The organism is Micromonospora sp. RTBAU3-60 (assembly GCF_054963695.1).
In genome coordinates this window covers 63,963-83,590 of sequence record NZ_JBUEGB010000001.1, presented here as the reverse complement: position 1 = coordinate 83,590, position 19,628 = coordinate 63,963, and the positions used below count along the sequence as shown (strand labels likewise).

The window sequence follows — 19,628 nt, the reverse complement described above, 5'->3', positions numbered from 1 at the left end:
CGTCAGCGGCGATCGGCTGAGCCCTCATCCCCGGTGCCGGCGGTCACCGTGCGTTTGTCGACCGGCTGAACATTAAGGGGCTTTGTGCGGCTCTCGCGGGCGTTTCGGATTTCGCCCGAGGCGCGGGTCCGGGTGAGGCTCGGCCACCTGTACGTATGGCGGCCGCCAGCGACAACCTCGCCGACCCCTGGCGAACAACCGAACTCGTCCTTCTGCGCCCACGACTCGCCGATCGGGCGCCACCGAAGGACCGGCTCGATCAGTAGAGCAGGTAGGGCCGGCGCTGGCGGTCGAAGGCGGCCAGTTCGTCGGCCCAGGCGCCGACCACGTCGTCCACGTCGGCGCCCGCGTCGATCATCGTGCGCAGCCGGGGCGACCCGGTGAGCTTGTCGATCCAGTACGGCCGCTGCGCGTCCCACGCGTCCTGCCGCCAGGCGAACGCCGGATACTTGCGTGCCTCCACCAGCAGCGCCACCCCGGTGCGGATCGGGTCGTAGGCGCTCCGGTCCACGACCTTCACCTCAACGCCGGCGCAGAGCTTGTTGAGCAGCGCCGGCTTCTGGCCGGCCGCGGTCGGCGAGAAGTACGCCTCCCGGAACTGCACTCCCGGCAGGTCACGGGCGTTGAGGCGATCACCCCAGTGGTAGTCGAAGTCGGTGGCGAGCCCGCCGATCAGCTCGAACGGACGGCAGGTGCCCCGGCCTTCGGTGATCGACGCGACGCCTTCGAAGAGGCAGGTGCCGGGGTAGACGAGCGCCGTGTCGGTGGTGGGCATGTTGGGGCTGGGCATGACCCAGGGCAGGTCGGTGTCGGCCGCCACCAGGTCCCGCTTCCAGTGCCGGCACTGCACCACCTGCAGCTCGACCGGCCCTCCCACCTCGGCGGGCAGGAACTCGGCGTTGAAGAAGCGAGCCAGTTCACCGACGGTCATGCCGTGCTGTTGAACGATCTCCTTCAGCCCGACACCGGAGGTGTAGCCGGCGGTCATCATCGGGCCGTACGCCCGGCCGCCGATCGGGTTGGGCCGGTCGAGCACGACGTACCGCTTGCCGACCCGAGCCGCGGCGAGCATCGACGTGTACATCGTCCAGATGTAGGTGTAGAAGCGCGCGCCCACGTCCTGGATGTCGAACACCACCGTGTCCATCCCGGACTGGGTGAACATCGTCTCCCACTTGGCCTGCGAGGCGCCGTACGCGTCATAGACCGTGATGCCGGTCCGCGCGTCGGTGCCGGTGCCCTCGCTGCCGCCGGCCTGGGCCGAGCCGCGGAATCCGTGCTCGGGGCCGAACGCGGCGACCACGTCGACCTGGCCCGAGGCGTGCATCAGGTCGACCAGGTGCCGGTAGGCGGAGTCGACGCCGGTCGGGTTGGAGATCACTGCCACCCGCTGCCCGCGCAGCTCCGCGAAGCCGGAGCGCACCAGGACGTCCAGGCCGGTCTCGATCCGGCGAATCCCCGGGTCGGCGCTGCCGGGGGAGCTGGCCAGGGTGCCGGCGAGGGTGCCCCCGGCGACCGCCCCGGCTCCGGTGAGGAAGGTCCTGCGCTCCATCGCGTGCCTCCAAGCAGCTGAGTTCATCGAAACTTAGCTACAGCCCGGTGGTCAGTCAAGGAAGGATACCTACGAGCCTCCGCCGCGCTGGCCTGCCTCGGCGTCGGCGGGTGTGCACCTGACACCGGCGGAGGTGGCTGGACGACCTAACATGCCGGGCAATGATGTTCATGTTTCGCTCCCTGCGGCTACGCCGCGCCGCCCGCAGGCACTTCGGCTGGCAGCAGCTGCGCCCGGCGCAACTACGCGCGATGCGGGCGCTGCTGGCCGGCCGTGACGCGCTCGTCGTCCTGCCCACCGGCGGCGGAAAGTCGGCCGTGTACCAGGTTCCGGCCACGCTGCTGCGCGGTCCCACGGTGGTGATCTCACCGCTGCTGGCGCTGCAGCAGGACCAGATCGGCAACCTCAACGAGCGCGGCGATCCGGCGTTGCGCGCGGTTCGGATCAGCTCCGCGGAGAGCCCGCGCAAGCAGGCCGCCGCGCTGGCCGAGCTGCGCTCGGGTGCCGCGACGTTCCTGTTCATCACACCGGAGCAGCTCAGCTCGCCGGAGCGGCTGGCCGAGGTCCGCGCGCTGCGTCCGGCGCTGGTGGCGGTGGACGAGGCGCACTGCATCTCGTCGTGGGGGCACGACTTCCGCCCCGACTACCTGACCATCGGCCACCTCATCCGAGAGTTGGGGCGACCACCGGTGGTGGCGTTGACCGCCACCGCGTCGCCCCCGGTGCGCGACGACATCACCGCGCGGCTCGGCATGCGCAAGCCGCGACTGGTTCTGGGCGGGTTGGACCGGCCGAACCTCTTCGTGGCCGCCACGCACTGTCCCAGCGAGGACCACCGCTGGCGCAAGCTGCTCGGCTTCCTCAAGGAGGCCGACCGGCCTGGCATCGTGTACGTGCCGACCCGGCGTGCCGCCGAGGAACTCGCCGAACGGCTGTCCGACGTCGGTTTCCCCGCCGAGGCGTACCACGGGGGCATGGCGGCGGGGGTGCGGCACCGCCGCCACGAGGACTTCCTCGCCGACCGGGTCTCGATCATGGTCGCCACGTCGGCGTTCGGCATGGGCATCGACAAGCCCAACATCCGCTGGGTGGCACACGTGGCGCTGCCCGACTCACCCGACAGCTACCTGCAGGAGATCGGCCGGGCAGGGCGGGACGGGATGCCGGCCCGGGCGCTGCTGCTCCACCGGCCCGAGGACGTCGCCCTGCAACGCTTCTTCACCGGCGGCGCGCCCGACCTGGGAGAGTTGCGCGCGGTCGCGGCCGCCCTGCACCGGGGCCCACTGACGCGCACCGCGCTGGCCAAGGAGACCGGCCTGGGCCCGCGGAAGGTGGCCAGCCACCTCAGTCTGTTGGAGCAGGTCGGCGCGGTGGCAACCGGACCCAGGGGAGAGCTGACTGTCGCTCGGTATGCGCCCCTGCCTGATGAGGCGGCGCGGCAGGCGCTGGCCGAGTACGCCCGCTACCAGGCTGGGCAGCGGTCCCGCACCGACATGATGCGCCGCTTCGCGGAGAGCGCCGGCTGTCGGATGCAGTCGTTGCTGGGCTACTTCGGCGAGCAGTTGAGCCTGCCCTGCGGGCACTGCGACAACTGCGACGGCGGCACGTCCGAGGTGATCCCGGACGACGGCCCGTACCCGCTGCACAGCACGGTGCGGCACGCCAAGTGGGGACCAGGCGTGGTCCTCGGCTACGAGAACGACCGGATGACCGTGCTCTTCGACGACGTCGGCTACAAGACCCTGTCGGTTGCCGTCGTGCAGACCCAGGGCCTGCTGGCGCTCGAGGCGAGCCGCCGCTGAGGGGAACGAGCCGTCCACGCCGCTGGCGGGCGGGAACGGTCGCTTGGCCGACAATATTGCCGGCGGTTGATGACGTCCGTCCACTTGCCAGTTAGTACCACCTTCGATACACAATGGGCAGTGGGCTGAGCGCGCCGGAGCGACGACCAGAGTGATCCGCCGACACCGATGGAGGGCCATCCATGGCGTTGACGCCGGCAGCTGGCAGCGGCTGCGGCGCGTCGTCGACCCCACCACCACCGACCCGGTCCGACAGGCCGGCAAACTCTCAGGTCGAGTGGGACAGCTTCGATCCCCAGGCGTACGTCCGGCACAACTACTCGGCACTGCGTGACGACGACCGGGAAATTCTCGGCCGTACCAGAGACTTCTTCGCCGACGCGGAACTGTCCGACGTGCGCTGCGTCGACGTGGGGTCGGGGGCGAATCTCTACCCGGCGCTGTCGCTCCTGCCGTTCGCGCACAGCATGGACCTGTGCGAATGGTCGACGCCGAACGTCAGCTGGCTGCGCACGCAGATCGACCACTACGACGAGCTCTGGGACCCGTACTGGCGGGTGTGCGCGGAGCACCCGACGTACGCGGCGCTGGCCGATCCGCGGATCCGGCTGGCGCAGGTGGGCCGGGTACGCCAGACCAGCGTCTTCGACCTGCCGAAGCATGCCTGGGATGCGGGCACCATGTTCTTCGTGGCCTGCTCGATCTCGGCCGACCCGGCGGAGTCCCAGCACGCCATCGGCCGGTTTTTCGGCGCCCTGCGGCCCGGGGCGCCCTTTGCCGTGGCGTTCATGCTCGGTTCCCGCGGCTACCACGTCGGCCAGCGCTGGTTCCCCGCCGTGGCACTGCAGCGCGCCGACGTGGTGGCGAGCATCGCGGCCGGCGCCGACGACATGGACCTCCACGAGGTGCGGCCCACGCCGCCGCTGCGGGACGGGTACCTGAGCATGCTGCTGGCCACCGGCCGTACCCGTGCCTAGCCATCAAAGCTAGGGCGACGGGGCCCGCCAGATGTTGCGTGACGGCGGCGACCCGCTGGCGAGGCCTTCGTCACGGCGCCGGCACCTCGAACTGCCGACGCCGTGACGGCATGCCGACCGGGCGGATTCACCGCCGATGACACGGACCCACCTGGCGCGGGGCGGCTTCAGTCGTCGCGCCCGGCACCGCGATCGGGTGCGCTCATGTCGCCCGTCCCGGGCGTGCCGTCGGCGAGCCCGTAGCGCAGGTACACGGTGCCCTTCGGATTGGCCACCGGCGGTTCGAGGAGTGTGACGTTCGTGGGCACCGCGCCACCGTCGAACACCTTCTTCCCGACGCCGAGCAGGATCGGGTGCACCCAGAGGTCGAGACGGTCGAAGAGCTTCTCGCGCAGGAGGGTCTGCACCAGGTTCAGGCTCCCGACGACCTTCACGTGCTCGTGCCGGTCACGGATCTCGCGCACCGCGTCGGCCAGATCCGGGCCGAGCTGCGTGGACCCGGCCCACGAGAGGTCGGGCCTGCCGCGGGAGGCCACGTACTTCGGGACGCTGTTGAAGAGCGTGGCGATCTCGTTGTCCTGGCCGCCCTCCTGATGGGGCCAGTAGGCGGCGAAGATGTCATACGTCCGCCGGCCGAGCAGGAGGGCGTCCGTGCCCTCGTACGCGGCACCGACCTGCGCCGCGGCGACCTCGTCCAGCAGGGGCGCCTGCCAGCCGCCGAACGGGAACCCCACCGGGTCCTCGTCGGGGCTGCCGGGCGCCTGCCCGACGAGGTCGAGGGTTGCGAACAGCTCGATGTGGATGAGGCCCATGCCTTACTCCCGATGAGTTGGTTGTCTCGGTCGGGGGGTAGACCTGTGGGCGCCGGCAGACTCATCGCCGCGGCGGCACCCAGCTTCGTACTCGTCGACCGATCTACGGCGGCGGCACCAGGGGCCGGACGTCATCGTTGCGCCGCGCCGGACTCGAGGTCGAGCAGTGCGAGTTCGGCGAGGGTCGGTAGACCTTCCCAGTCACCGGCGGACGCTACGGCGAACGCTCCGCAGGCGACCGCGCGCTCGAGGCGGGCGGCGACGGGGAGCTTCTCGAGCGTCGCCGACAGCAGCCCCGCCACGAATGCGTCACCGGCGCCGATCGTGTCGGTCACCCGCACGGTGCGCGCCGGGCAGTCGATCCGGCCGTCCGCGGAGTAGAGCGACGCTCCCTGTGCGCCACGTTTGACGGCCACCTCGGCGACGCCCGCGGCGAGCAGGGATGCCACCATGTCCTCCTCGCTGCCGGCGGCTTCCGGCGCGACAAGGTGCAGCTCGTCCTCGGATGCCACCACCAGACTCGCGTGCGGTGCGAGCTGGCGCAGGCATACCGCCGCGGCGGCCGCTGACCACAGCTTGCCCCGGTAGTTGACGTCCAGGCAGACGCGCGCACCAACGTGGCGCGCCTGGGCGACGGCGGCGTCGACGGCTTCGCGGGCCCGGGCGCCGAGCGCCGGGGTGATCCCGGTCAGGTGAACCCAGGACGGGGGAGTGCGGAAGCCGGCCGTGACGTCGTCGGCGGACACCGTGGACCCCGCCGATCCGGAGCGGTGGTAGATGACGCGGGTCAGGTCGCCGACACGCCGCTCGACGACCATCACGCCGGTCGGTCGGTCCGCGTCGACTCGCGCCGAGTCGGTCCGGACGCCCTCGGCCCGCAGCGTACGCAGGACCAGCGCCCCGAGCTCGTCGGCGCCGACGACGCCCACCCAGCTCGCGGTGTGGCCGAGTCGGGCGAGGCCGATGGCCACGTTGCTCTCCGCGCCGGCCACCGACAGGGACATCGGGCCACCGAGCCGCAGCGGGGTGGACGCCCGCATCGACGCCATGGTCTCGCCCACGGTGAGGACGTCGGTCATGGCCGGCGCGCCTCGTCGACCGCGGTCCGGAACCGTGCGGCCCGGTCAGCCAACGCCGCCAGGTCGCCGCCTCGCGGGGCGTCGCCGAGCAGCGGCGAGCCGACGCCGACCGCGGCCGCTCCGGCGGCCAGGTACTGGCGGGCGGCGTCGAGGTCGACCCCTCCGACCGGTACGACGTCGGTGCGCGGCAGCGGGTCGCGCAGCGCCCGCAGGTACGCCGGCCCGAACGTCGACGCCGGGAACAGTTTGACGATGTGGCCGGCCTGGTCCGCGGCGATCACCTCGCTGGGCGTCAGGCATCCGGCGAGTACCGGCATGCCGAGCCGCGCGGCCTCCGCGACGCCCGCACCGGCGCCGGGCGTGACGGCGAAAGTAGCCCCGGCGTCGCGGGCGCGGCGGGCGTCCTGCTCGGTCAACACCGTGCCGGCGCCGAGCGTGAGCGGGAGCCCGGAGCCCGCGAGTCGTGCGATGACGTCGAGCGCGTCGGTGCTCGTGAGCGACACCTCGACCAGGCGGATGCCTGCCTCCGCGAGAACCCGCACCGACGCGACGCACGCGTCGGGGTCGGTGCCGCGGACGATCGCCAGTAGCCCGTCCTGCCGGAGCACCGATCGGAAGTGACTTGCTTCTACCATTCTGTGAACGCTCCGTCCTCGTCGCGCCAGATCGGGTTGCGCCAGTCGTGCCCGCGCTTGTCAGCGAGCCGGACGCTCTCCTCGTCGATCTCGACGCCGAGGCCGGGACCGGTGGGAAGGGATGCGTATCCGCCGGCGAAATTGAAGGGCCGCCGGTCGGTGACGTAGTCGAGCAGGTCGGCGCCACGGTTGTAGTGGATGCCGGCGCTCTGCTCCTGGATCAGGAAGTTCGGCGTCGTGAAGGCCACGTGCAGGCTCGCCGCCAGCGCGATGGGACCCAGTGGACAGTGCGGGGCCAGGCGTACGTCGAACGTCTCGGCCAGCGCGGCGATCCGGCGGACCTCGGTGATGCCGCCGGCGTGGGACAGGTCCGGCTGCGCCACCGCGATGCCGGCACGTAGTGGCCCCAGGAAGTCCGTCCGCGAGTAGAGCCGCTCGCCGCACGCGACCGGCACGCTGCTGCAGGCGACGACCTCGGCGAGCCGCTCGCCGTGCTCGGGTAGCACGGGTTCCTCGGCGAAGAGGGGATGCAGCGGCTCGAGGGCGGTGAGCAGTCGTCTGGCGTCCGCGACGCTCACCCGGCCGTGGAAGTCCAGCGCCATGTCGCGCGTCGGTCCGAGCACCTCGCGGACCGTTTCGGCGCGTGCGACGACGGCGCGGGTGTCGGCGGCCGACGCCGCGGCGGGGAAGCGGCCGGTGGCGTTCAGCTTGACGGCAGTGAAGCCGTGCTCGATCTGTTCCTGGACCGCGTCGCGCAGCTCCGCCGGCTCGTCGCCGCCGACCCACGAGTACATCCGGACGCGGTCCCGGACGTGACCTCCGAGCAGCACGTGCACGGGCTGGCCGAGCGCCTTTCCCGCGATGTCCCACAGGGCCTGGTCGAGCCCGGCGACCGCGCTGGAGACCTCCGGGCCGCCGCGGTAGAAGCCGCCCTTGGTCATCACCTGCCAGTGGTCCTGGATGCGCAGCGGGTCCCGGCCGATCAGGTACTGAGCGAAGAGGTCGACCGCGGTGCGGACGACCTCGGCGCGACCTTCGACGACGGGCTCGCCCCAGCCGACCACCCCGTCGTCCGTCTCGACGCGGCAGAACAGCCACCGTGGCGGAACGAGAAAGGTCTCGATCCGTTCAATCTTCACGTCGGGTCTCCCTTGTTGCCATTGCCCGGTGCGAGTCGACGCGCGCCTTGTTCAGCAGTGCCCGCACCGCCCGCTCGGCGGCGTCCGGATCTCCGTCCCGGACCCCGGCCACCACGGCGGCGTGGCTGGGGATCGGGTCGTCGATGTGGCCGGCGGCGTGCACGATCCGGTCGCGCTGGGCCAGGCCGGCCTCCAGCACGACCTCCATCTGCTCGAGCAGGTCGTTGTGGGCTGCGACCAGCAACGCGCGGTGGAAGGCCAGGTCAGCCGACACCACGTGCTCAGGTGCGTCGGCTGCGGCCATCGCCTGCAGAGCGACGTCCAGATGCTCGAGGTCGGTGTCGGTGCGGCGTTCGGCCGCGAGCCGGGCCGCCGCCGGTTCGATGATTTCGCGTACCTCGTCGAGTTGTGCGAGGAAGCGATGGTCGACGCCGTCGACGAACCGCCACCGGATGACGTCCGCGTCCAGCAGATGCCAGTAGCGGCGCGGCTGGACGAAGGTGCCCCGCTTCTGCCGGGCGTCCACCAGGCCCTTCGCGCCCAGCACCTTGAGCGCCTCGCGGACCACCGTCAGGCTGACGTCGAGCTCCTGCTCGAGCGCGTTGACGTTCAACGTGGCGCCCTCGGGCAGCGCTCCGCTCACGATGCGGTGGCCGATGATCTCGACGACCTCGCCGTGCACCCCACGGCGGCGCGCCGGGCGGTGCGTCGTGGCACGGTCCGCCCGGTCGGGCGTCGGGGTGTGCGCGCTCATGCCGAGTCCTTTGCGACAGTCCACCCGCCGTCGACGGTGAGGGTGGCGCCGGTGACGTAGGAGGCTCGGGTGGACGCGAGGTAACCGATCGCATCGGCCACCTCCTCGGGCTGCCCGAACCGCTTCAGCACGGTTGCCTCGACGCTCGCCCGGCGGTCCGGCTCGGACACCCGGTCCCACGCGCCGGTCAGGATCGGTCCGGGCAGTACGCAGTTCACCCGCACCTCCGGGCCGTACTCGACGGCCAGTTGGCGGGCGAGGGCGGTGAGCCCGCCCTTGGCGGCCGCGTAGGCGGGATGCCCGGGCAGCCCGACCACGGCATGTACGGACGACACGACGACGACGTTGCCGCGCCGCTCACGCAGCAGTGGCAGGCAGGCCCGGACGCCGAGGAACGTTCCGGTCAGGTTCACGGCCAGCTGCCGGTCCCACGATGCCAGGCTGAGCTGGTCAGCCGGCGACACCTCCACGGTGGCCGCGTTGCTGACCAGGACGTCTACGCCACCGAACCGGTCGCGAGCGGTGGCGACCACCCGCTGCCAGTCCGCCTCGGCGGCGGCGTCGGCGGCCACGTAGGCGGCCGTGCCACCGGCGGCCCTGATGTCGGCCGCCGTCTGCTCACCGCGCGGGTCGATGTCGCACAGCAGTACGGCGGCGCCCTCGGCGGCGAAGTGGCGTGCGGCCGCCGCTCCGATGCCTGCGGCCGCGCCGGTCACCACGGCGACGCGCCGATCAAGATTCGGGGATGTCACGATGAGATCCTTCCAGAGCCCACCGGCGGCGGGCTGATCACGGCCGTGTCCAGCACCGCGTCAGGGCTTCCCGGACGTACCACCACCAGCTCGACGGCGGCTGCGTCCGGGTGATCCTCTGTGCGCACGTCCAGCGCCAGCTCGCCACCGGCCACCGCGGCCGTGACCGGTCGGTCGGCGATCGGCGCGCCGTCGCTGCCGAGGAGCCGGCAGCGCACCGTGCCGTCGGTGAAGGTGGCGAAGGCGCCGGTGAGCTGCAGCCCGTGGCCCGTACGCGCGGCGTGCAGGTGCCGCAGCACGGCACCGCCGGGCGTGACCCGACGCGGCGGTGCGCCGCAGCGGAGCACGGACAGCCGCACGGTGAGGTCGGTGTGTTCGCCGGGGGCGAGGTCGACCAGGGGGCCCAGCACCTCGCTCTCCAGGATCCGCGCGGTCGGCCGCAGGCCACCGAGTGACTCGATGCCCCGCTCCTGAGGGCACTCGAGCCACACCTCGGCGCGCGCTCCACCGTCGGGGTACCGTCCGGCTGGATCGACGGCGAAGTGCTGGGTGACCAGGTGGCCACCGCTGACCGTGGCGAGCCAGCCGGACGCGCCGGGCACCGCGAGCTTGCCGACGACGTCCTGGCCCGTCACGTGGACGACGCCGTCGGCGAGGGCCCACGACGGCAGGCCGGTACCGGCGAGCAGCCCGCGGATCGGCACCGGGCTGCCGTCGACCCCGGCGTACCAGCCGTCACCGGTGCCGGCGACCGGCCCCGGCAACTGGAGCACGTTCCACGGCGCCCACCGGACCGGGTGCGGACCGGTGTTGATCAGCCGGTGCGTGATGGTGACCGTGGTGCTGCCGTCGACGACGTCGACGAGGCGCCGGATGGTCAGTCCGCTGCGCGGGTCGGCCGCGCTGCTCATGGTCAGCCGCGCCCGGTCACCGTGCTCGGCCACGGTCCAGGTGTAGGGGCCGGAGTCCAGTACCGGGTCGGGCGGGCCGGCCCACTGCCCGGGGCCGTCCCAGCCCTGAGGCGCGGGCCAGGTCTTGTCGCCGCCGTAGTTGCGCCAGGTGGCCATCGTCCCGTCGGGCGCGGGACCGTGGTCGGCCCGGCGGTGCAGGCGCTCGTCGAGCAACGCGTCGTTGCGGTACAGCGTCTCGTGACCGGCGAGACGCAGCGCGAGGATGCGTCCGCCCAGGGCGGGCACCGCGCCGAGTTCGACCGCGCCGGCACGCAGCCAGACCACCTCGTCGGGTCCGGCCTCGTCGACGGTCACCTCCACGGCGTGGGGGAGCAGGTCAGTCATGGTCCCGGTGCCCGGGGATCAGCACGACCTTGCCGCGGCTCTCTCCCGCCGCGAGCCGGTACGCCTCATCGGCCTGGTCGAGGTCGAACCGGTCGCTGACCACCGCCTCCGGGCGCAGCCCCCATCGCACCAGGTCGGCGGTGATCCGCTCCATCCCCTGCACCGAGGTCACCCACGACGCGTAGAGCGTGAGCTGCTTGTGCAGCAGGGCGTCGGACACCTCGGTCTCGAGGGTCCCGCCCTCGCCGACCAGCGAGACGCGACCCCACTCGGCGGTCAGTTCGATCGCGGTGCTGCGGCCCGCCCGGCTGCCCGAGCAGTCGATCACCGCCTGGGCGCCGACACCCGCCGTCGCCTGGGCGACCGCCTCCCCGGAGTCGTCCGGATGGGCTGTCGCGTCGAACAGGTCCAGGCCGTCGGCCCAGCCGCGCCGGGCGGCGCTCGGCTCGACGCCGATCACGCGTCGGGCGCCCATGCCCCGGGCGATCATCCCGGCGGCCAGGCCGACCGGGCCCAGTCCCACCACGACCACGTCGTCCGAGCCCGTCACGCCGAGCCGGTGCAGGCCTTCGTAGGCGGTGCCGAAGCCGCAGGCGATCAGCGCACCGTCGACGAACGACAGGTCGTCGGGCAGCGCGATCGCGGTCCGCTCGTCAACCAGGATGTAGTCGGCGTGTCCGCCGTCGCGCTGCCACCCGTAGGCGGCACGCACCGGGGAGGTGCAACTGATCATCCAGCCGCCCCGACAGTTGTGGCAGACCCCGCAACCGACGATGTGGTACGCCAGGACGCGGTCGCCCGGGCCGAAGCGGCGTACCTGCGGGCCGGCGGCGACGACGGTCCCTGCCGGTTCGTGCCCGGCCACGACGCCGCGGTAGGCGGCGCCCTCCTCACCGCGGTGGCCCTTGTAGCCCCGGTAGATGTAGCCGATGTCGCTGCCGCAGATACCCGAGGCGCCGACGCGCACCAGGAGCTCGCCCGGCCCGGGCTCGGGGACCTCGACGTCGCGTACGACCGCAGTGCAGTCGCCGGGCAGGTAGACGCCGCGCATGCGCTGCGGGATGCCGGACATGCTCACGCCTTCCGTGGTTTCGGTGTTGCTGAGGGCCATCAGGAGGTCAACCTCCTGCGGCGGCCGAGCAGGACGTTGATGAGGACGGCGAGCACGATGATCACGCCGCGCACCACGTCCTGGAGGAACTGGTTCACGCCCATCAGGACCAAGCCGTTGCCGATCAGCGTGATGAAGATGACGCCGAGGGCGGTGGCCAGGATGGATCCGGACCCACCGGCCAGCGCCGTGCCACCGATCACCACCGCCGCGATGACGTCGAACTCCAGGCCCATCGCGGAGCCGCCGTTGCCGGAGCCGAGGCGGGCCGCGAGGAGCACACCGGTGATGGCGGCGAGGAGGCCGTTCACGGCGAACAGCGAGATCCGGATCCGCTTGACGGGGATGCCGGCCAGTTCCGCCGCGCGGGCGTTGCCGCCCAGTGCGTAGACCGCGCGGCCGTACGGGGTCTTGAGCGCGATCACGAGGAAGACGGCCAGCAGGACGATCATCACGACCGCCGGGGTCGGCACCCCGGCCACCTCGCCGGCCAGGAAGTCGAAGAACCGCGACTCCGGCAGCGGGACCGGCAGCGCGTTGCTGATGAACTGGGCGAGGCCGCGTAGGGCGCTGTAGACGCCGAGGGTGGCGATGAACGCTGGCACGTTGTACTGCGCCCGCAGGAACCCGGCGAACGCGCCGATGGCGGTGCCGATCACCAGGGTCAGGACGACGGCCAGCGGGATGCCCAGGCCCCAGTCCGTCGCGGCCTTGGCCACCATGACCGAGCCGAAGGCCACGGCCGGGCCGATGGAGATGTCGATGTCTCCGGCGATGATGACCAGGGTCATGCCCCACGCGGCGATCCCGATCTGCGCGGCGTCGCGCAGGATCCCCAGCTGGTTGCTGCCGGTCAGGAAGCCGCCTGCCTGGGTCCCGAGCACGAGGTACAACACGACGATGGCGGCGAGCAGTCCGAGCTCGTTGACGCCACGGCTCAGTCGCATGCGGCGTACCTGTTGCTGCACCTCGGTGGGCGCGGGTGCCGTCTGCACGGTCGAACTCACACTGACTCCCCAGTTGTGGACGGGGCCGCGCTCCCGGTTCCGTCTGCCAGGGTGGCGGCGAAGATTGCCGATTCGGTGATGTTGTCGCCGGTCAATTCGGCGGTGATCGCGCCCTCGCGCAGCACGACGACGCGGCTGCAGACCAGCGGCAGCTCCTCGAGTTCGCTCGAGACGAACAGGATGCTGACGCCGTCGTCGGCCAGCTGGCGTACCAGCTCGTAGATCTGTGCCTTGGCTTGGACGTCGACGCCGCGGGTCGGTTCGTCCAGCAGCAGGACCCGGCTACCGCGATGCAGCCACCGGGCGATCACGGCTTTCTGCTGGTTGCCGCCGGACAGCGCGCCGACCGGCACGGTCACGTCGGGGGTGCGGATCGACAGGGCGGACACGAGCTTCCTGGCCGCGCCGCGCTGCAGTCGGCTGGACAGCAGCGGTCCGCGGCGTACCGTGCGGCGATCGGCGAGGACGATGTTCTCGTCGACGCCGAGCAGCGGGACGATCCCGTCGGTCTTGCGCTCCTCGGGGGTGAGGCCGACGCCGCGGCGGATCATGCCGCGGATCGACCAGCGGCGCAGCTGCTCACCGAAGAGGGTGAGGGTGCCGGCGGCGGGCGGCAGGAGACCGGCGATCGCTCGGAGGAGTTCTGTGCGACCGGCTCCCCGGACCCCGGCGATGCCGAGGATCTCGCCCTCGTGGAGGTCGAAGCTGACCTCGCGCACCTTGGGTGGTACCGACAGGCCGCGTACGGCCAGCGCGACCGGCCGGCTGGTCGCCGGCGCCGGGGACTGGTGACTCATCGACACCGTGGCGTCCGCTGCGGTGCCGAGCATCAGGGCGACGATGTCGTCGCTGCTCGCGCCGCTCGTCCTGACGGTCTCCACGAGGCGGCCGTCCCGCATCACCGAGGCGCTGTGGGCAATCTGCCTGATCTCGCCCAACCGGTGGCTGACGTAGATGATTCCGACGCCGGCGGCGGCGATCCGGTTCACGGCCTGGAGTACGACGTCGACCTCGGCGGCGGCCAGGGAGCTGGTGGGTTCATCCAGGATCAGCAGCTTCGGCGATCCCTGGAGGGCTCGCGCGATCTCGACCATCTGCTGCTCGGCCACCGGCAGGGCGCCGACGGGCGCGTTCGGGTCGACCCGCACGCCGAGCTTCGCCAGCGCGGCCTCCGCCGAGTCCTTCATCCAGCCGGTCCGGACCAGGCCGCCCCGGCCGACCGGCAGCGCGCCCAGGTGGTAGTTCTCGGCGACGCTGAGCTGTGGCACCAGGCTGAGTTCCTGGTACACGGTGGCGACGCCGAGCCGGCTCGCCTCGCGGCTGCCGCCGCCGGTGAGGACCGTGCCACCGATCGCGACGGTCCCCTCGTCGGGTTTCTCGACGCCGGAGAGCAGCCGGATCAGGGTCGACTTGCCGGCGCCGTTCTTGCCGAGCAGGGCGCGCACCTCACCGGCGTGCATCTCGAAGTCGACGTGGTCGAGGGCGAGCACGCCGGGATAGCGGCGGACCACTGCCCGGGTCTGGGCCACCGGGTCGGATCCGTGCTCCGATCCGGCGCCCCAGACCTTGCGTTGATCGTTGAGCGATCCCATGGTTACGGCAGACCGTCCGCGTGAACCTTCAGCCATTCCTGCACGGTGGCCTTGTCGTCGGCGGTGTATCCGGTGATCGGGTCGTCCACGATCTTGCCCAGCGACTTGTCGCCCTCGAGGATCCGCTGGACCTGCTCCCAGGCGAGCTTCCCGGTGACCTTGCCGGAGATGTCGGTGATGCTCTTGATCACCGTGCCGTCGGCGAGGGCGTTGGCGATGTCGGTGGTCATGTCGCTGCCGAACACCACGATCTTGCCGGACTTGTTCGCTGCCTGGATCGCCTTATACGCGCCGTAGGTGGCGCCGCCGGACTCACCGTAGAACGCGTCGAGGTCCGGGTTGGCCTGGATCTGGTTGCCCGCCACGCTGACGGCCTTGTCCTGGGTGGTGCCGGCCTGGTTCGACACGATCTGGTAGCCGGGCACCTTCGCCTTCAGGGCCTCTTCGAAGCCCTGCCGCCGCAGCTTGCACACCTCGACGAACTCGCAGTTGACGACGGCGATCTTCGGGTTCGTGATCCCGGCCTTGAGGAAGTAGTCGGCCGCCGCGTTGCCGGTGTCCCGGCCGAAGGCGACCGGGTCGCCCTGTACGTAGGCGGACACGTACTTGCTGATGTCGGCGTCGCCGACGCAGGTGTTGTAGCAGACAACCGGGATGCCCGCCTTGGCGGCGGAGCGGATCGCGGGGACCGAGCCGGTCGCGGAGCTGGCCGAGATGATCAGCGCGTCGACCTTGGAGCTCACCAGCGTGGAGACGAACGACGCCTCCTTCGAGACGTCGCCGCCCGGGTTGCTCTCGACGAGCTTGAGCTTGGCCCCGGACGTCGAGGCAGCGCTCTGGAATCCGGCCTTGACTCCGCCGTAGAAGCCCTGGGAGTCCATGAAGACCGCGCCGACACGCAGCGACCGATCCTTGACCGGACCGGTGGAAGCACTGTTCGACGTGCCGCTGCTGCACGCCGACAGGGTCACGACGAACGCGGCGGCGGCCGCCGCGACCGTGGCCCAGCGTCGGGGACGCATGCCCAACCCAACCTCCAACAGACAGGAGCCCCCGAGGGCTCGCCGACCGCCTCGAGCGAGGCGCTGACCAGTGTTAACCTGACCGACACAGCAGGTCAACATAATTTATGAAAAAATCTGGAGGCCGGTGTGCGAGCCCAGACGTTGACCGGACCCGTCGCCCAACACGGCGAGGGGCCGACCTGGTGGCCCGACGGCACCCTGCGGTGGGTCGACATGCTCGCCGGCGACGTACTCAGCCTCGACGGCGACGGCCGGATCGAACGCCGGCACGTCGGCCAGGTCGCCGCCGCGCTGCGCCCCCGCGCCGTGGGCGGTGCGGTCGTCGCGCTCGAGCGTGGCTTCGCGCTCTGCGAGCCCGACGGGAGCCTGCGGCCGCTGGACCCGCTGTGGCGCGACCCCGGCGTACGAATGAACGAGGGCAGCTGCGCTCCGGACGGCAGCTTCTGGTGCGGATCGATGGCCTACGACGCGCGCCCCGGCCAGGGAACGCTCTTCCGGCTCGCGCCCGACCTCTCCGTGACCCCCGAACTCACCGCAGTCACGATCTCCAACGGCCTCGACTGGAATCCTGACGGCACCACCGCCTACTACGTCGACACGCCCACCGGCCGCATCGACATGTTCGACTGGGCACCGGAGACCGGTTTGACCGACCGGCGCACGTTCGTCGAGATCCCGCCCGATGAGGGTGCTCCGGACGGGCTGACCGTCGACAGCGAAGGCGGCGTGTGGGTCGCGCTGTGGGGCGGCTTCGCCGTACACCGGTACACCCCCGACCGCCGGCTGGACGCGGTGGTCACCGTCGCGGCGCGTCAGGTCACGGCATGTGCCCTCGGTGGGCCGCGCGGCGACGAGTTGATCATCACGACGTCGCGAGAGGGTCTGCGGCCCGATGAAGATCCGCTGGCCGGCTGCCTGTTCCACGCGGCGGTGGGGATACCCGGACAGGCCGTGCGGCCCTTCGCCGGCTGAGCGCGGCTGCCACGCGGTGCGCCGTCCGCCGACGCGGCGAAGGCGACCGCCACTCACCTGAAGACGGCTCACTCATCTCCGTCCACCCGACGGCGCCGAAGACGACGGGCTGGGGGCCGTCCCTGGTGGATCAGTGCGCGAGCAGCACCTGGAGGGGCGGAGGCCGTCGCCGACACGCGGCATCGATGGGGACCTACCGGTACTCGACGGGGCCGCTACGATGTTTGTTGCACACCATTGTGGATCACCGTGGATCATCGTGCGCACGGCAACACCAGCAGTTTCGAGTCGACGACTACAGCAGACGGCGGTGGATCATGCGGATACAGCCGCGCCAGGAGATCCTCGACATCTGGCGGGCCACGGTGCGCAGTTGCTGGCAGAACGGTGAATGGCACTGGGGTGGCCGGAGCGGCAGCAACTCGATCAGCGACGCGGAGCAACTGCTGACCCTGCTGCTTCCGGCGGCCAAGGTGCCGGTGCTGTCGCTGGACGACCCGGACCGCACCGACGAAGAGGTCATCGAGGTGCTCAACCCGATCGGTGGGGCGATCGAGATCCCCCGCCGGCTGGTCGGCGTGATGATCGATTACTTCACCCGGTACACCGACGACACCGGCACCCCGCTCTTCGGCGGTGGCAGCTACCTCAACCCGGTGGAGGGTGGTCCGGAGCTCACGGATGAGCAGCGCTCCCTGGACATCGTCGACTCGTTCGCGGTGTCCGTCACGCTCACCCTGGCCACGATCGGTTTCGTCAAGGTCTACCGTGGCTCCACCCAGCGACGCGATCTGCTCGCGCAACTCGACACGCTGGAGGCGATGGCCAGCGCGCGGCTCACCGCGGCCATGGTGGGCCTGCTGCGCAGCTTCAGTACCTTCGTTTTCACCGCGTCCGACGAGTACGGCGTGCGGCTGTGCGACATGGTCAACCAGGACGAGCTGCCGCGCCGCGAACTCGTGGCGGCGCTGCGCGAGCAGCTGCGGGACACCATGGCCAGCCTGCGCAGCGTGGTGATCGGGTCCGGCCGGGTGACCGAGGACCTGGACAACAGCGAGATGCTGTTCGAGTGCGGCTGGTCGTGGGGGGTCATCGCCGGGGCCGAGGAGGTCCCGACCAGCGAACCGATCGGCCTGCAACGCGAGGGCGCGGCGGAGAACGCTCCCTACCTCTACTTCACGGTCATCGCGATGGACGCCATCGAGGACCTGAACTCCGAGCGCACCCGCCTGCTCGGACTGCTCAACGAGGAGCAGCAGCGGCTGTCGCGGGCACTGCAGCTGCGATGGGAGCTGACCCGCACCTACTGGGCGACGGTGGCGACCTTCGACAACCGGCGGCGCTGGCCCATCGAGGACATTCCGTGGCGGACCACCGACGGTGACCGGACCGACTACTACACCCTGCAGGCCACCTCGCTGGCGGTAAAGGGGCTGCTCGCCGGCGGGCGTGGCGCCGACGAGGAGCTCGGGCGGATCGCCGCGGTGCTGGTGGAGCTGGCGCAGCGGGCGCGGATCACCCGGCGCGCCTCCCCTGACGAGTCGGCGTTGATCGTGCACGCGCCGGGCAAGCGGGTGACGTTGAACGACGACACGTCGAAGCCGATCATGACGTGGAACGTCAACGAGTTCTCCACCGTGCTGCTGCAGCGGGCGGCCACCGTCGCGGGTCTGCTGAGCAACGCCCGCGGGCGCAGTGAGCTGCTGGAGTTGGCCGACGAGGTGTGGGATCACCTGCTGCTGCGGCGGATGCCGGACGGCCGGCACCGGGGGCTGTGGGATCACGCCGGTGGCGCCTTCCCGGGGCTGGCGCCGAAGCCGGAAGCGCCTTCGTGGTATCTGACCGAGCGGGTGGTGCAGGCCCTGGTCAGCGCCGGTCAGTTGCTCTGGGAGCGGCCGTTCCCGCGGGCCGGCCGGCTCGCCGCGTACGCGCAGGATCTCATCGACGAGGCCGAGTACCTGTTCGACCGGGAGTTGATGCGCGGCACGTTCGCCGGTGAGGCGATGCAGCGCAGCATGCGCAGCATCCGGGCCAGCCTGCGCCGGGCGCAGATGCTGGTGGACGAGCGTCCGGGCACGGCGGCCGCCCTGGCGAACACCCTGCTGTTGCTGCTCAACGACGTCACCACCGGGCAGCAGAAAGCCAGCGAGGGGATCTGAATGCTGGTCTTCGTCACGTCGCACAAGGGCGGCACCGGGCGGTCGGTGACCGCGGCGAACATCGCCTACCGCAGCGCGTTGTCCGGCCGTCCCACCTGCTATCTGGACTACGATTTCGGCTCGCCGACGGCCGGTATCACGTTCCAGATTCCGCAGGCGGTCAACGGGGTGGAGGGCGCCGGGCCGAACGGGGGTGGCCTGCACCGGTACCTGCGCGGGGAGATCCCGTCCCCGGAGCGGTTGGACGTGTGGGGCACCTCGGAGCGGGCCAGCCTGCGGCAGCGGCCCATCGGGTCGGGTCCGCTGGTGCTGCTGCCGGGGCAGCGCAACGGCAGCGAGTTCGGCTTCACCAACGACATCGCCAAGCGCTGCGCCGAGCTCTTCCTTCGTCTGGAGGAGGAGTTCGACCTGACGCTGGTGGATCTCAGCGCCGGGCGGTCCTACGCCAGCCAGATCGCGTTGGCCGCTACCGCCACGTCGACCCTGCGGAAGGTGAATGTTCGCTGGTTGGTCTTCCACCGGTGGACTCCCCAGCACGTCACGGCCGCCGCGGACCTGGCCTTCGAGGCCGGTGGGATCGTGGCCATGGGCAAGGAGTACGGCCACGAGCCGGAGCGGCTGCGCGAGTCGCTGCGGTTCATCCGCACCGCGGTGATCGACTCGCGGGGTCCCGAGGTCGGTCACCTCGATCTCGCCCAGCAGGCCTTCCTGCGCAAGTGTGACGCGGAGCTATCGGAGCTGGCCCGGCGGCGGGGGGTCGGGCGCACCACGCTGCTCGGCGCGGTGCCGCTGGATCCCTTGCTGCAGTGGCGGGAGCAGCTCATCTCGGACCACGACGTGCAGACGAAGATCGCGAACGCGAAGACCGTGGACGCCTTCGTGGATCTGACCGAGAAGCTTTTTGATGAAACGGCATGGGAGACCGTGTGATTGGCGTGGATGTCAGGTTCCAGGAGGCAGCTGCG

17 protein-coding genes are annotated in these 19,628 nt (G+C 71.2%); 5 read left to right on the top strand and 12 right to left on the bottom strand.

Going from position 1 to position 19,628, the window contains the following annotated elements; genetic code table 11:
* Window positions 1-259: 259 nt before the first annotated feature.
* Window positions 260-1,552, bottom strand: coding sequence for an exo-beta-N-acetylmuramidase NamZ family protein (locus tag ACY34I_RS00335; RefSeq protein ID WP_462751272.1), 1,293 nt, complete (start codon window positions 1,550-1,552; stop codon window positions 260-262).
* A gap of 161 nt (window positions 1,553-1,713) precedes the next feature.
* On the opposite strand from ACY34I_RS00335, the gene ACY34I_RS00330 reads away from it, so the two are divergent.
* A complete protein-coding gene (locus ACY34I_RS00330; protein WP_462751270.1) occupies window positions 1,714-3,354 on the top strand; it encodes a RecQ family ATP-dependent DNA helicase in 1,641 nt (546 codons plus the stop codon).
* 182 nt (window positions 3,355-3,536) lie between these two features.
* Window positions 3,537-4,331 (top strand): SCO2525 family SAM-dependent methyltransferase, encoded by a 795-nt coding sequence (locus tag ACY34I_RS00325; RefSeq protein ID WP_462751268.1) that lies wholly within the window; start codon window positions 3,537-3,539, stop codon window positions 4,329-4,331.
* Between the two features lie 167 nt (window positions 4,332-4,498).
* Here ACY34I_RS00325 and ACY34I_RS00320 read toward each other — a convergent pair whose 3' ends face one another.
* The 11 genes from ACY34I_RS00320 to ACY34I_RS00270 all read right to left on the bottom strand — a co-directional run bounded on the left by ACY34I_RS00320 (window position 4,499) and on the right by ACY34I_RS00270 (window position 15,529).
* Entirely contained in the window at window positions 4,499-5,143 is a 645-nt protein-coding gene (locus tag ACY34I_RS00320) for a dihydrofolate reductase family protein (protein WP_462751266.1), read from the bottom strand.
* Window positions 5,144-5,274: 131 nt separating this feature from the next.
* Entirely contained in the window at window positions 5,275-6,222 is a 948-nt protein-coding gene (locus ACY34I_RS00315) for a sugar kinase (RefSeq protein WP_462751264.1), read from the bottom strand.
* Window positions 6,219-6,857: a bifunctional 4-hydroxy-2-oxoglutarate aldolase/2-dehydro-3-deoxy-phosphogluconate aldolase gene (locus ACY34I_RS00310; RefSeq protein ID WP_462751262.1), complete on the bottom strand. Its 639-nt coding sequence runs from the start codon at window positions 6,855-6,857 to the stop codon at window positions 6,219-6,221. Before ACY34I_RS00310 ends, ACY34I_RS00315 begins: the two co-directional genes overlap by 4 nt.
* Window positions 6,851-7,996, bottom strand: coding sequence for a galactonate dehydratase (dgoD, locus tag ACY34I_RS00305; protein ID WP_462751260.1), 1,146 nt, complete (start codon window positions 7,994-7,996; stop codon window positions 6,851-6,853). The genes ACY34I_RS00310 and dgoD overlap by 7 nt, the downstream gene beginning before the upstream one ends.
* Window positions 7,986-8,750, bottom strand: a complete 765-nt coding sequence (locus ACY34I_RS00300; protein ID WP_462751258.1) for a FadR/GntR family transcriptional regulator — start codon at window positions 8,748-8,750, stop codon at window positions 7,986-7,988. The genes dgoD and ACY34I_RS00300 overlap by 11 nt, the downstream gene beginning before the upstream one ends.
* The gene (locus ACY34I_RS00295; protein ID WP_462751256.1) at window positions 8,747-9,502 is read right to left on the bottom strand and encodes an SDR family NAD(P)-dependent oxidoreductase; all 756 of its coding nucleotides are present in this window, start codon (window positions 9,500-9,502) and stop codon (window positions 8,747-8,749) included. The genes ACY34I_RS00300 and ACY34I_RS00295 overlap by 4 nt, the downstream gene beginning before the upstream one ends.
* Complete coding sequence (locus ACY34I_RS00290) at window positions 9,499-10,797, bottom strand: DUF4380 domain-containing protein (protein ID WP_462751254.1); 1,299 nt, start codon at window positions 10,795-10,797, stop codon at window positions 9,499-9,501. Before ACY34I_RS00290 ends, ACY34I_RS00295 begins: the two co-directional genes overlap by 4 nt.
* A complete protein-coding gene (locus ACY34I_RS00285) occupies window positions 10,790-11,908 on the bottom strand; it encodes a zinc-dependent alcohol dehydrogenase family protein (RefSeq protein WP_462751252.1) in 1,119 nt (372 codons plus the stop codon). Before ACY34I_RS00285 ends, ACY34I_RS00290 begins: the two co-directional genes overlap by 8 nt.
* Window positions 11,908-12,915, bottom strand: a complete 1,008-nt coding sequence (locus ACY34I_RS00280; RefSeq protein WP_222870673.1) for an ABC transporter permease — start codon at window positions 12,913-12,915, stop codon at window positions 11,908-11,910. The genes ACY34I_RS00285 and ACY34I_RS00280 overlap by 1 nt, the downstream gene beginning before the upstream one ends.
* Window positions 12,912-14,444: a sugar ABC transporter ATP-binding protein gene (locus ACY34I_RS00275; protein ID WP_462751250.1), complete on the bottom strand. Its 1,533-nt coding sequence runs from the start codon at window positions 14,442-14,444 to the stop codon at window positions 12,912-12,914. The genes ACY34I_RS00280 and ACY34I_RS00275 overlap by 4 nt, the downstream gene beginning before the upstream one ends.
* A gap of 65 nt (window positions 14,445-14,509) precedes the next feature.
* Window positions 14,510-15,529: a substrate-binding domain-containing protein gene (locus tag ACY34I_RS00270; RefSeq protein WP_462751248.1), complete on the bottom strand. Its 1,020-nt coding sequence runs from the start codon at window positions 15,527-15,529 to the stop codon at window positions 14,510-14,512.
* A 129-nt stretch (window positions 15,530-15,658) separates the two neighbouring features.
* Between ACY34I_RS00270 and ACY34I_RS00265 the strand changes: the two genes are divergently transcribed.
* The 3 genes from ACY34I_RS00265 (at window position 15,659) to ACY34I_RS00255 (ending at window position 19,593) form a co-directional block, all read left to right on the top strand.
* Window positions 15,659-16,504, top strand: coding sequence for an SMP-30/gluconolactonase/LRE family protein (locus tag ACY34I_RS00265; protein ID WP_462751246.1), 846 nt, complete (start codon window positions 15,659-15,661; stop codon window positions 16,502-16,504).
* A gap of 317 nt (window positions 16,505-16,821) precedes the next feature.
* Window positions 16,822-18,663, top strand: coding sequence for an SCO2524 family protein (locus tag ACY34I_RS00260; RefSeq protein ID WP_462751244.1), 1,842 nt, complete (start codon window positions 16,822-16,824; stop codon window positions 18,661-18,663).
* Window positions 18,664-19,593 (top strand): SCO2523 family variant P-loop protein, encoded by a 930-nt coding sequence (locus ACY34I_RS00255; RefSeq protein WP_462751242.1) that lies wholly within the window; start codon window positions 18,664-18,666, stop codon window positions 19,591-19,593.
* The last annotated feature ends 35 nt before the right edge of the window (window positions 19,594-19,628 follow it).